Here is a 12699-nt window from a genome sequence, read left to right as displayed (position 1 = left end):
CTACGAGGTCACCAGCCGCCCCGTGTCCACCGGCACCGTGGCCGTCGCCGCGCGCCCGGCGTCGCCCGTGACCTCCTGCGCCGTCAGCACGTACCCCGTCTCCGCGTCGGAGGTGGAGCGGGCGAAGACCACGCCGAACACGCGGCCGTCGGTGGTCAGCAGCGGGCCGCCGGAGTTGCCGGGGCGGACCGTCGAGCGGATCGAGTAGATGTCCCGGGTGACCGTGCGGTTGCCGTAGATGTTCTGGCCCCTCGCCTGCACCCGGTTCGCCACCGTCGCCGCCTGCAGGTCCAGGCCGCCGTCCTGCGGGTAGCCCGCGACCACCGCCGCGTCCCCGCGCGCCGCGCCCGTGTCGAACCGCAGCACGGGCGCGCGCAGCCCCGGCACGTACAGCACCGCCACGTCCCGGTCGGGGTCGAAGAGCACCACCCGGGCCGCGTACGACTGCCCGACGCCGCCCACCTGCACGCTCGGGTGGGCGATGCCGGCCACCACGTGCGCGTTCGTCATCACGTGGTGGGCCGAGAACACGAAGCCGCTGCCCTCGCGGCCCTCGGTGCCGGCGGCGCCCTCGATCTTCACCGTGCTGAGCTTGGCCGCGCTCGTCGCCGCCTGCGTCACGCTGTCGCCGGAGGGCCTGGCCACCCGGGCGGTCGACTCGTTCTCGAACGGGTTGAAGACCTGCGGGAAGCCCGCCTCGGTCAGCGCCGACGTGGCCCGGGAGAACCACACGGGCGTGGTGTCCGGCATCGTCTCCTGCACCGCGCCCAGCAGCGCCGAGTTCCGGATCGCCGTCGTCAGGGTCTGCGACGAGGACGCGCCCAGCACGCTCGCCGCGACCCACGCCACGATCAGCACGGCGACGGAGTTGGCTGCCGCACCCCCTATCCCGTCCGCCACCCGCAGCGGGCCCCGGCCCTCCCGGTCCAGCTGCCGGCGCAGCCGCAGCGCCAGCCGGCCCGCCAGCTCGTGCCCCAGCATGCCCGGCACCAGCACCGTCAGCACCGCCAGGACGGTCGCCTGCGCCGATCCGCGGGCCACCAGACCGGTGACCCACGGCAGCGCCCACACGCCGACGACCGCGCCGCCCACGAATCCCGCCAGAGACACGCATCCGGCGACCAGCCCACGCCGGTATCCGGACGCCGCGTAGGCGACCACCACCAGCACAAGCACCAGGTCGAGCAGGTCCACGGAGCCGCCTTTCTCTAGGACCCCCTTATACGGGCACAGCGGGCCCGGTGATCAGTACCGCACGCGCACGGCCGGCCAACCGGACGGCGAACCGGCCACGAGTGCGTATACCCCCGGAAACGTCCCGGACCTGGACGATGGTTCCACCGGGTGGCACAGCACACGTCGCGCGTCCGGCGGGGCGGCCCGACAGTGGGAACCATGCGTGTCTTCCGAAGAGCGCGGGGGGCACGGAAACGGCGGATCGCGCCCGTCCCCGGCGCCGTGCTCGTCCTGCTCTGCTGCCTGCCCGTGCTGACCGCCGTCCTGGCCCTGGCGGTGTTCACCCGCGGCGTCGAGCGGCCCGTCCGGCTCCGGCTCGACCACCCGACCGAGCTGCGCCCCCCGGTCGCCCACCAGGCACCCCGGCCGCGCATCCTGCCCCGCTCCGCCTGGCTGGACCCCGTCTCCGCCCGGCGCACCCAGCCGCCGCCGCGCTACGACGACCGGGTGGTGGCCGTCCTCCTCCACCACACCGAGACGCCCGACGACTACGCGTGCGCCGACGCCCCGCGCCTGATCCGCGCCCTGTACGCGGCCCAGACCGGGCTCAGGAGCTGGGACGACATCGGCTACAACTTCCTCGTCGACCACTGCGGCACCATCTACGAGGGCCGCGCCGGAGGCGTCGACCGGCCCGTCACCGGCGCCCACACCCAGGGCTTCAACCACCGCACCGCCGGCATCGGGGTCCTGGGCACCTTCGGCGCCGGCGCGCTCGTCCCGCCGGCCATGACCGACGCGATCGCCGCGCTGGCCGCCTGGAAGCTGGGCCTGGCAGACGTCGACCCCCGCTCCGCCGTGGTCCTGGTTTCCAGCGACAGCGGCAGCCGCTTCCCCGCGGGCACCCCGGCGACCCTCCCCGCCGTCGCGGGCCACGACGACGTCTCCGCGACGAGCTGCCCGGGCGCGGCCCTCACCGCCCGCCTCCCGGCCATCCGGGAGGCGGCGGCCCGGCTCCAGGGCCGACGGGGGTAGAAGGGGGTGTTCCGCGACGCGGGACGAACCCCTGACAACAGGTGAAGGAATTCCCTCTCTCAGGTGTACGACCTTCCACTCCTTGGTGGTGTCGAATTCTCCGTGTGCGCGGAATGACCAACGCCCAGGACCTGCCCGACGACGAGTTCCGCGCCGCCTACACGACGGCGGGCGGCGCCTACCTGCTCGACCGCGCGTGCACCCGCCTGCCGGAGAACCAGCGCGCGGTGCGCGAGCCGTACCACGCCCCGATGGCCGCGGACCGGCGGACCCTGAGGGAGTACGTGCCGGGTCCCGGCCACCCCACGTCCACGCAGCGGTCCGACGCGGCCGTCAACGCGCTGGCCGACAAGGGTGCGGCGGAACTGACGGAACAGCACGCGGTACCGGGCCCCCACGCCTTCCGCCGGCAGCGTGGGGACGCACCGCACCCCACCGCTTCGGCACCGGCATCGCTCACAGGTTCCCCGTAGCCGGCTCACCGGGCTGCGCGGGCGTCCGTACGGCCGGCTGCTTCCGCACCGGGCCACGGCCGGAGAGCGGCGCGGCTACGAGGAGATGGACCCCTTGTCTGCCGCGCATGGTCGGGCGGGCCGTCGAAGGCCTGCTCGAAGCGGCTGAGGGAGCGCGGGCAGCGGCTGTGCGGCAGCCCACTAGCCCACTCGGCGGGGTGTGCCGGTGCGGGTCACCGGTCCGCGTGCCTTCCCGTGCTTCGATCGGGCCAGGAGGCATATGACATGGTTGACGACCGATCACACCGCACCCGTTCCCCGCTCGTCCCGTCCCGGCGCAACCTGCTGACCGCGGCGGCTCTGGCGCCCGTTCTCACCGGGGTGCCCGATGCCCGGGCGCTGTCAGGGCCGCACGGCCGCGCCCCAGTGGCGCCGGTGATGACCAAACTGGCGGACTGGGCGGACGTGGGCAGGGCGCTCGGCCGGCCCGGTGACATGAGGCGGTTCATGTACCACACGGGTCTGCCGCGCCGGGACCTCACCGTGTTCTCCCACGGCATCCGGATCGACCCCGCGCTCGCCCTGGGGACGCACGTGTCCTTCGTCCGGTACGCCGACGGCAGCACGCTGCTGATGGGCGACGTCGTGGTCACCGAAGGCGAACTGCAGTGCTTCACCGACGTCCTGCAGCAGCACGAGATCATGCAGACCGCGATCCACAAGCACCTGCTCGCCCATGAGCCGGACATCTGGTGGCTCCACGTGCACGCCCACGGGCACGATCCGGCCGCAGTCGCCCGCGGCCTGCGCGCCGCGTTCGACCGCACCGGCACGCCCCCCGCCGAACCGGCCATCTCCACGCCGCGCGTCGACCTGGACACCTCCGCCATCGACGCCGCCATGGGCGTCAAGGGCGCCCCCGACGGCGTGATCTACAAGTCCACCTATGTCCGCCGCGAGACCATCGCCGACGGTCCCTTGATCCTTCCGCCGGGGCTCGGTTCCACCACCTCCGTCAACTTCCAGCCGCTGGGCGGGGGCAGGGCGGCCGTCAGTGGTGACCTGGTGATGACCGCCGGCGAGGTCCAGCCCGCGCTCGTGGCCCTGCGGCGTGGCGGTATCGAACTCGTCGAGCTGCACCACCACAACCTGACCGACGAACCGCGCCTGTTCTTCGTCCACTACTGGGCCGTCGGCGATGCCGTCGCGCTCGCCAAGGCCCTTCGCCGAGCCGTGGACACCACCAACGTCGTACCCATGCCCGGAGGAACCAGCTCATGACCGCGGACGACGAGTCGATCACCTGTCCGTTCGACCACAGCGAAGCCCTGGAGTTCGACCCTGAACTCGCGGACCTCATGCGTCGCGGCTCCCCCGCCCGCATCCGGCTGCCCTACGGCGACGCGGACGCCTGGCTGATCACGCGTTTCGAGTCCGTCAAGCAGGTGACGACCGACCAGCGGTTCAGCAGGGCGGGCATCATCGGTCGGGACTACCCGCGGATGACGCCGGAGCCCATCGTCTCGCCGGAGGCGATCAACGTGATGGACCCGCCGCAGAGCAGCCGCGTCCGCCACCTGGCCTCGCTGGCGTTCACCCAGCAGCAGGTCGAAGCGATGCGGCCCCGGATCGTCCGGCTCGCGGACCATCTGCTGGACGAGATGGAGAAGCAGGGGCCGCCGGCCGATCTGGTCCAGCACCTCTCCGACCCGCTTCCCCAGCACACCGTCCTGGACCTCCTCGGCATCGAACGGGCGGAATGGCCCCGCATCCAGGAGTCGGTGCAGCAGCTCCTCGTCGTCGGCGAGGACAACAAGGAGGTCGCCGCGAGCGCCAAGGCCGATCTGACGGCCTACTTCGGCAAGCTCGTCGAGCAACGCCGCTCCTCGCCCGGCGCGGACCTGATCAGCGCGATGGCCGCGGCCCGGGACGGCGAGGAACAGCTCGACGACCGGGAACTGGCGGTCATGACGATGGTGCTGGCGCTCAGCGGCCAGGACACGGCGACCTGCCAGATCAGCGACATCACCTACCTGCTCCTGACGCGACCCGAGCTGATGGACCGGCTCAGGCGACGCCCCGACAGCCTCCCCGACGTCCTGCACGAGATGCTCCGCTGCATCCCGTTCCGCAAGGGGGTGGGCATCCCCCGGGTGGCCCTCGAGGACGTCGAACTGGACGGTGCCCACATCCGGGCGGGCGACTTCGTCCACGTGTCCTACCTGACGGCCAACCGTGACCCGGAGCGCTACCCGGACCCGGACCTCATCGACCTGGACCGGCCCAGCGCGCCGCACATGACCTTCGGCTGGGGCGGACACCGCTGCATCGCCATGCCGCTGGCCATGGCCGAGCTCGAAGTGGCCGTCGGACGGCTGGTGGAGAGGTTTCCCGGGTTGCGGCTCGCGGTGCCGCCGGAGAAGCTGCGCTGGGACACGAAGACGATCAGGCGCTTCCCGCTGGAGCTGCCGGTGGCCTGGTAGACACCACGGCTGACGCCCACCGGAGCTACTCCCGGAACCGGGCCCACAGCCGCGGATACCGCTCGGCCAGCGCGCCTTCGTCCTCGAAGTCGACCGGCGTGCCCTCCGGCTCGGCGGGCGCCGGAGCGATCCCCAGCTCCGGGGCCACCGTGCCGGTGAGCTGCTCGTACGCCTCGTCCGCGGCGTAGCCCAGCTCCTCGCCGTCCCCGTCGATCTCCTCGTCGAAGTCCGCCGCCAGATCGGCCAGGGCGTCCGGGTCGTGGAGGGCGCCCTCGTAGACCTCGCGGCCCTGGCCGATCAGCCAGCAGCGGAAGAAGTCGAAGGCGTCGTCGCTCGCGCCGTCCAGCAGCACCCAGGCGGCAGCCCAGAGGTCCCAGGTGTACGCGCGGTTGTAGCGGGCCTCGAAGTGACGGGCGAAGTCCAGCACCAGCTCCGGGTCCAGGGCGCACAGCCGGTCCAGGAGCAGGTCCGCCTGCTCCTCCGGGTCGCCGTCGGCGGCCTCACGGGTGGTGTCGATCAGCTCCCAGAACTCCGTCTCGTCCATCACGGCACCAGCATCGGGCCTGAGCCGGTGGGGCGCACGCGGAGTGCCCCGGAGTGCGGCGGATCGTTATCAGGCGTCCGCGCGCCCGTACCGCGCGGCCAGCCGGGCCGCGTCCGCCGCGAACCGCGCGCGCAGCCCCGTCGGCGCCAGCACCTCGGCCTCCGGTCCGAGCGCCGTCAGCTGGGCGTGCGCGACCTCCTCCGACTCCACCGGGAGGGTCACCGTCACCCACCCCTCGGCGTCGGGCCCGCCCGCGTCCCGCAGCGCCTCCCGCGCGGCGAGCGGATCGACGGCGTGGGGCAAGCCGCGCACGCCGTCCGGGGACAGCCGTACGACGACCTCGGCGCGCAGGATCGACCGGGCGAACCGCTCGGCCTGCGCGGCCCAGTGGGCGGGCAGGTCGAAGTCCGGGTCCCGGCCGAAGCGGTCCGCCGAGGCGACGGCCGCGGTGAACCGGTCGATGCGGTACGTCCGGAACGAGCCGCCCGCCACCCGCGCGCACAGGTACCAGACACCCGCCTTCAGCACGAGCCCGTACGGCTCCAGCGACCGCTCCACCTCCTCGTCGCCGCGCCGGTACCGGGCGGTGACGCACCGGTCGTCCCACACCGCCTCGGCGACCACCGGCAGCAGCGCGGGCGTCTGCGGCTCCCGGAACCAGGCCGGCGCGTCCAGGTGGAACCGCTGCGCGGCACTGTCCGGGGCGTCCCGCAGGGAGGGCAGCAGCGCGGCGGACACCTTCAGCCGGGCCGCCGAGGCGGCGTCCGCCAGACCCATCTCCCGAAGGGCCCCCGGCACCCCGCTCAGGAACAACGCCTCGGCCTCGCTCCTGGCCAGTCCCGTCAGCCGCGTCCGGTACCCGCCGACCAGCCGGTACCCCCCGGACCGGCCCCGGTCGGCGTACACCGGCACCCCCGCCTCCGACAGCGCCTGCGCGTCCCGCGTCACCGTCCGCTCCGACACCTCCAGCTCCCGCGCCAGCTCGGCGGCGGTCATGGAGGGCCGGGACTGCAGGAGGAGCACCATCTTGATCAGGCGTGCGGCACGCATGACCTCATGATGCCGGGAGGCACTGACAACGGCGGAAAACGGCCGGGAAATACGGGGGCGGGGGAGAGAGGGAAAGAGGGAAAGGGGAATGATGAGGCGGACGGAAGAGAAGAGGAAGAGAAGAGCGGGCGGGCGGGAAACAGGCGGGCGGAAAGCAGGCGGGAAAGGCCGCGGCGGGCAGCGGGAACCGGTGGGGAAAAACGAAGCGGCGGACAGGAAGGTGGTGTGCCCTGGGAGGCGTCGCACCCTCTTGTCCGCCGCTGCGGCGACCCGCCGCCTATTCAGGCCGGTCGTTTCTCGTTCTCAGAGCCCGTACTTCTCCCGGGCCTCCTTCACCGACGCCGCCTTGACCTCGCCGCGCTTGGCCAGCTGGGCCAGGGCCGCGACGACGATCGACTCCGCGTCGACGCCGAAGTGGCGGCGGGCCGCCTCGCGGGTGTCGGAGAGGCCGAAGCCGTCGGCGCCCAGGGAGGACCAGTCCTGCTCGACCCACTGCGCGATCTGGTCCGGGACCTGGCGCATGTAGTCGGAGACGGCCAGCACCGGGCCCTCGGCGCCCTGCAGCGCCTGGCGCACGTACGGCACGCGCTCCTCGCCGCGCAGCAGGGCCGCGTCGGCCTCGAGGGCGTCACGGCGCAGCTCCGTCCAGGAGGTGGCCGACCAGACGTCGGCCGCCACACCCCAGTCCGCCGCGAGCAGCGCCTGCGCCTTCAGCGCCCAGTGGATCGCCGTGCCCGAGCCCAGCAGCTGGATGCGCGGCGCGTCGGCCGGCACGGTGACACCCGCCGACTCCGCCGTGTTGAAGCGGTACAGGCCCTTGACGATGCCCTCGTCGATGCCGGCGGCCTGCGGCTTGGCGGGCTGCGGGAGCGGCTCGTTGTAGACGGTCAGGTAGTAGAAGACGTTCTGGTCCTCGCCCGGGGCCGCCTCGCCGTACATCCGGCGCAGACCGTCCTTCACGATGACCGCGATCTCGTACGCGAACGCCGGGTCGTAGGTGAGCGCCGCCGGGTTGGTCGCGGCGATGACGGGCGAGTGGCCGTCGGCGTGCTGCAGTCCCTCGCCGGTCAGCGTCGTGCGGCCGGCCGTCGCGCCGACGAGGAAGCCGCGGCCGAGCTGGTCACCGAGCTGCCACATCTGGTCGGCGGTGCGCTGCCAGCCGAACATCGAGTAGAAGATGTAGAACGGGATCATCGCCTCGCCATGCGTCGCGTACGACGTCGAAGCGGCGATGAAGTCGGCCATCGAACCGGCCTCGGTGATCCCCTCGTTGAGGATCTGGCCGTTCTTGGCCTCCTTGTAGTACATCAGCTGGTCGCGGTCGACCGGCTCGTACGTCTGGCCCTTGGGCGAGTAGATGCCGAGGGACGGGAACAGCGACTCCATGCCGAAGGTGCGCGCCTCGTCGGGGACGATCGGCACCCAGCGCCGGCCCGTCTCCTTGTCGCGGACCAGGTCCTTGACCAGGCGGACGAAGGCCATGGTGGTGGCCACGTTCTGCGAGCCGGAGCCCTTGTCGAAGGCGGCGAAGGCCTTGTCGGCCGGGGCCGGCAGCGGCGCCACGGGGTGGACGCGGCGGGCCGGGGCGAGGCCGCCGAGGGCCGCGCGGCGCTCCTGGAGGTAGCGCACCTCGGGGGAGTCGGCCCCCGGGTGGCCGTAGGGGACCACGCCGTCGGCGAAGTCGCTGTCCTTGATCGGCAGGCCGAGCAGGTCCCGCATCGCCTTGAACTCGTCCACCGTCAGCTTCTTCATCTGGTGGTTGGCGTTCTTCGACGCGAAGCCCTCGCCGAGGGTGTGGCCCTTGACCGTCTGGGCCAGGATCACGGTCGGCGCGCCCTTGTGCTCGACGGCGGCCTTGTACGCGGCGTAGACCTTGCGGGCCTCGTGGCCGCCGCGGGACAGGTGGAAGCACTCGAGGATCTTGTCGTCGCTCAGCAGCTTCGCCATCTCGGCGAGCGCCGGGTCCTTGCCGAAGAAGTCCTCGCGGATGTAGGCGGCGCCGCGGGTCTGGTACGTCTGCACCTGCGCGTCCGGTACCTCGCGCAGCCGGCGTACCAGCGCGCCGGTGGTGTCGAGCGCGAACAGCTCGTCCCAGGCGGAGCCCCACAGCGTCTTGACCACGTTCCAGCCGGCGCCGCGGAACTGGGCCTCCAGCTCCTGCACGATCTTGAAGTTGGCGCGGACCGGGCCGTCGAGGCGCTGCAGGTTGCAGTTGATGACGAAGGTGAGGTTGTCCAGCTCCTCGCGGGCGGCGAGCGCGAGGGCCGCCGTCGACTCGGGCTCGTCCATCTCGCCGTCGCCGAGGAAGGCCCAGACGTGGGACGCCGAGACGTCCTTGACGCCGCGGCTGGTCAGGTAGCGGTTGAAGCGCGCCTGGTAGATCGCCGACAGCGGGCCGAGGCCCATGGAGACCGTGGGGAACTCCCACAGCCAGGGCAGCCGGCGCGGGTGCGGGTACGACGGCAGGCCCTCGCCGCCGGCCTCCTGGCGGAAGTTGTCCAGGTGGGCCTCGGTCAGGCGGCCGTCCAGGAAGGCGCGGGCGTAGATGCCGGGGGAGGCGTGGCCCTGGATGTACAGCTGGTCGCCGGAGCCGTCGCCCTCCTTGCCCTTGAAGAAGTGGTTGAAGCCGGTCTCGTAGAGCCAGGCGGCGGAGGCGAAGGTGGCGATGTGGCCGCCGACGCCGTGCTTGCTGCCCCGGGTCACCATGGCGGCCGCGTTCCAGCGGTTCCAGGCCGTGATCCGGGCCTCCATCTCCGGGTCGCCGGGCAGGGCCGGCTCGGCGGAGGTGGGGATCGTGTTGACGTAGTCGGTCTCGAGGAGCTTCGGCAGCGCGATGCCGCCCGCCTCGGCGCGCTCCAGCGTGCGGCGCATCAGGTACGCGGCGCGGTGCGGCCCGGCCTCCCTGGCGACGGCGTCGAGGGAGGCCTGCCACTCGGCGGTCTCCTCCGGGTCGCGGTCCGGGAGCTGGTCGAGCGCGCTCGGCTGGATGGCGTGGGGGTCGGTCATGTCGCCGCCTTCCTCAGTCGAAGGGGGTTCCCTCATCGGTAAGGGGATCGGGGGTGCCCTTGGTCTTTGGCAGGACAGGGCGTGAGGCTCTGGTGGAAGCCCGTCGGCGACTGTAACCCCCTGATCGATGATCGATCAAAGGGTTGCGTGGCAAAACCTCTCGATTTCGAGAAAGTCGGCACGCGGTGCCTCCCGTACTGGCACCCGGTGACGTTGAAAGAGGAGGTTTTCGCAGGTGAGCGCGGGGGCGCTCGGCTGCTTCAGGGGCGCGGGGCGCAGCCCAGGACGTGCGCCTTCACCAGCTCCGCGATGCGCGGGTCCCGGCGCTTGAAGGCCTGCACCAGTTCCTCGTGCTCCTCCGCGTACGACTGCTGCACCGTGCCCAGCCAGCGGATCGACAGGGCCGTGAACACCTCGATGCCGAGGCCCTCCCAGGTGTGCAGCAGCACCGAGTTGTCCGCCGCGCGGACCAGTTCGCGGTGGAAGCCGACCGTGTGGCGGACCTGGCCCGTGCCGTCGGCGTCGCGGTCGGCCTCGTACAGCGCGGCCACGTGCGGTTCCAGCGCCGAGCAGTCGACCGCCAGCCGCTCCGCGGCCAGCTCCGCCGCGATGGCCTCCAGACCGGCCCGGACCGGGTAGCTCTCCTCCAGGTCGGCCGCGGTCAGGTTCCGGACCCGGACGCCCTTGTTCGGCGCCGACTCGATCAGGCGCAGGGACTCCAGCTCGCGCAGCGCCTCGCGGACCGGGGTCTGGCTGACCTCCAGCTCGGTGGCGATCCGGCGCTCCACGATGCGCTCGCCCGGCTGCCAGCGCCCGCTGACGATCCCCTCCACGATGTGCTCGCGGATCTGTTCGCGCAGCGAGTGGACGACGGGCGCGGTCATGAGGGCTCCTTCGGGAGGGCTGACGTTTAGACAATACGGCCGGGCGGCGGTTCGGGGAGAGTGGGCGGGGGTCCTTTCGCGCAGGTGAGACGAGGCGCACACGGGGGCGCGGCCGCCCGTGACGCAACGACGGCGCCCCGCCCGGGAAAGCCCGGACGGGGCGCCGTACTGCCTGCTCAGGCGGCTCAGAGGCCGAGTTCGACCTCGAACTCGCCGGCCTCGAGGATCGCCTTGACCGCCGTCAGGTAACGGGCCGCGTCGGCGCCGTCGACCAGGCGGTGGTCGTAGGAGAGGGTCAGGTAGGTCATGTCGCGGACGCCGATGACCGTGCCCTCCTCGGTCTCGATGACGGCCGGACGCTTGACCGTGGCACCGATGCCGAGGATCCCGACCTGGCCCGGCGGCACGATGATCGTGTCGAACAGCGCGCCGCGCGAACCGGTGTTGGAGATGGTGAAGGTCGCGCCGGACAGCTCGTCAGGGGTGATCTTGTTGCCCCGGACCTTGCCCGCCAGCTCGGCCGTGGCCTTGGCGATGCCGGCGAGGTTGAGGTCACCGGCGTTCTTGATGACCGGGGTCATCAGGCCCTTCTCGGAGTCCACCGCGATACCGATGTTCTCGGTGTCGAAGTAGGTGATGGTCCCCTCGGCCTCGTTGATCCGCGCGTTGACGACCGGGTGGGCCTTCAGCGCCTGGGCGGCGGCCTTGACGAAGAACGGCATCGGGGAGAGCTTGACGCCCTCGCGGGCCGCGAAGGAGTCCTTCGCCCGGGCGCGCAGCTTCATCAGGCGGGTCACGTCGACCTCGACCACCGAGGACAGCTGTGCCTGCTCGTGCAGCGCCTTGACCATGTTGTCGCCGATGACCTTGCGGATGCGCGGCATCTTGACGGTCTGGCCGCGCAGCGGGGAGGCCTCGAGGACCGGGGCCTTCTTCGCGGCGGGCGCGGCGGCGGCCGGAGCCGGGGCAGCGGCGGCGGCCTTGGCGGCCTCGGCGGCGGCGATGACGTCCTGCTTGCGGATGCGGCCGCCGACGCCGGTGCCCTTGACGGTGGACAGGTCGACGCCGTTCTCGGCGGCGAGCTTGCGCACCAGCGGGGTGACGTAGGCGCCCTCGTCGGTCGCCTGGGTGGCGGTCGGCGAGGTGGGCGCGGTCGCCGGGGTGACCGGAGCCGGGGCCGGGGCGGGCGCCGGGGCGGCCGGGACCGGCTCGGGGGCCGGGGTCTCGACCTGCTGCGGAGCCGGAGCCGTCGGCGCCTGCGGGGCGGCCGGGGCCGGGGCGGGCGCGGCAGGCGCGGCCGGAGCCGCGGGGGCGGCCGGGGCAGCGGCGGCGGGCGCCGGGGCCGGGGCGGCCGGGGCCGGGGCGGCGGCGGGCGCGGCACCGGGGGCGCCGATGACGGCGAGCTTGGCGCCGACCTCGGCGGTCTCGTCCTCGTTCACCACGATCTCCAGCAGCACGCCGGAGGCGGGCGCCGGGATCTCGGTGTCGACCTTGTCCGTGGAGACCTCGAGCAGCGGCTCGTCGGCCTCGACGGAGTCGCCGACCGACTTCAGCCAGCGGGTGACGGTGCCCTCGGTGACGGACTCACCGAGCGCGGGCAGGACCACGTCCGTGCCCTCGGCGCCGGAGGCACCGGCGGTGGCCTCGGCGGTCGGTGCCGGGGCGGGGGCGGCCTGCTCGGTGGAGGGGGCGGCCGGGGCGGGCTCGGCGGCCGGAGCCGGGGCCGGGGCCTCGGCGGCGGCGGGCGCCGGGGCGGCCGCGGGGGCGCCGGAGCCGTCGTCGATGACGGCCAGCTCGGCGCCGACCTCGACGGTCTCGTCCTCGGCGACCTTGATGGAGGCCAGCACGCCGGCGGCGGGGGAGGGGATCTCGGTGTCGACCTTGTCGGTCGAGACCTCGAGCAGCGGCTCGTCGGCCTCGACGCGTTCGCCCTCGGCCTTCAGCCAGCGGGTGACAGTGCCCTCGGTGACGCTCTCGCCGAGCGCCGGAAGGGTTACGGAAACCGCCATGGTTTCGGTTGCTCCTAACGAATTACGGAAGTCTGTGTCGTCGCGCCCGTTGACCGAAGG

At 72.8% G+C, this 12699-nt stretch carries 10 protein-coding genes; 4 read left to right on the top strand and 6 right to left on the bottom strand.

The genetic code is table 11. From position 1 onward, the window contains the following. Positions 1-1194, bottom strand: a complete 1194-nt coding sequence (locus AQJ66_RS11455) for a MarP family serine protease (protein WP_061919862.1) — start codon at positions 1192-1194, stop codon at positions 1-3. A 201-nt stretch (positions 1195-1395) separates the two neighbouring features. Between AQJ66_RS11455 and AQJ66_RS11450 the strand changes: the two genes are divergently transcribed. The 4 genes from AQJ66_RS11450 (at position 1396) to AQJ66_RS11435 (ending at position 5146) form a co-directional block, all read left to right on the top strand. Beyond that, on the top strand, positions 1396-2211 hold the full coding sequence (locus tag AQJ66_RS11450; RefSeq protein ID WP_079060181.1) for a peptidoglycan recognition protein family protein: 816 nt from the start codon (positions 1396-1398) through the stop codon (positions 2209-2211). A 113-nt stretch (positions 2212-2324) separates the two neighbouring features. Then, positions 2325-2684, top strand: a complete 360-nt coding sequence (locus tag AQJ66_RS11445; protein ID WP_061919860.1) for a hypothetical protein — start codon at positions 2325-2327, stop codon at positions 2682-2684. Between the two features lie 264 nt (positions 2685-2948). Next, complete coding sequence (locus tag AQJ66_RS11440; RefSeq protein WP_061919859.1) at positions 2949-3944, top strand: DUF1259 domain-containing protein; 996 nt, start codon at positions 2949-2951, stop codon at positions 3942-3944. After that, positions 3941-5146: a cytochrome P450 gene (locus AQJ66_RS11435; protein WP_061919858.1), complete on the top strand. Its 1206-nt coding sequence runs from the start codon at positions 3941-3943 to the stop codon at positions 5144-5146. The genes AQJ66_RS11440 and AQJ66_RS11435 overlap by 4 nt, the downstream gene beginning before the upstream one ends. A gap of 25 nt (positions 5147-5171) precedes the next feature. Here AQJ66_RS11435 and AQJ66_RS11430 read toward each other — a convergent pair whose 3' ends face one another. The 5 genes from AQJ66_RS11430 to sucB all read right to left on the bottom strand — a co-directional run bounded on the left by AQJ66_RS11430 (position 5172) and on the right by sucB (position 12639). Beyond that, positions 5172-5690, bottom strand: a complete 519-nt coding sequence (locus tag AQJ66_RS11430) for a DUF4240 domain-containing protein (RefSeq protein ID WP_061919857.1) — start codon at positions 5688-5690, stop codon at positions 5172-5174. A gap of 69 nt (positions 5691-5759) precedes the next feature. After that, complete coding sequence (locus AQJ66_RS11425; RefSeq protein WP_061919856.1) at positions 5760-6740, bottom strand: helix-turn-helix transcriptional regulator; 981 nt, start codon at positions 6738-6740, stop codon at positions 5760-5762. A 303-nt stretch (positions 6741-7043) separates the two neighbouring features. After that, positions 7044-9746 carry a pyruvate dehydrogenase (acetyl-transferring), homodimeric type gene (aceE, locus tag AQJ66_RS11420; protein WP_061919855.1) on the bottom strand — a complete coding sequence of 901 codons (2703 nt, stop codon included), beginning with the start codon at positions 9744-9746 and terminating at the stop codon, positions 7044-7046. Positions 9747-10006: 260 nt separating this feature from the next. Then, positions 10007-10630 carry a GntR family transcriptional regulator gene (locus tag AQJ66_RS11415; RefSeq protein WP_061919854.1) on the bottom strand — a complete coding sequence of 208 codons (624 nt, stop codon included), beginning with the start codon at positions 10628-10630 and terminating at the stop codon, positions 10007-10009. 185 nt (positions 10631-10815) lie between these two features. Continuing rightward, positions 10816-12639 carry a 2-oxoglutarate dehydrogenase, E2 component, dihydrolipoamide succinyltransferase gene (gene sucB, locus AQJ66_RS11410; RefSeq protein WP_061919853.1) on the bottom strand — a complete coding sequence of 608 codons (1824 nt, stop codon included), beginning with the start codon at positions 12637-12639 and terminating at the stop codon, positions 10816-10818. Positions 12640-12699 lie beyond the last annotated feature (60 nt).

Origin of the sequence: Streptomyces bungoensis (assembly GCF_001514215.1) — a bacterium.
Classification (GTDB): Bacteria; Actinomycetota; Actinomycetes; order Streptomycetales; family Streptomycetaceae; genus Streptomyces; species Streptomyces bungoensis.
The sequence above is the reverse complement of the archived record's forward strand: the minus strand, read 5'-3'. Positions and strand labels throughout refer to the sequence as shown.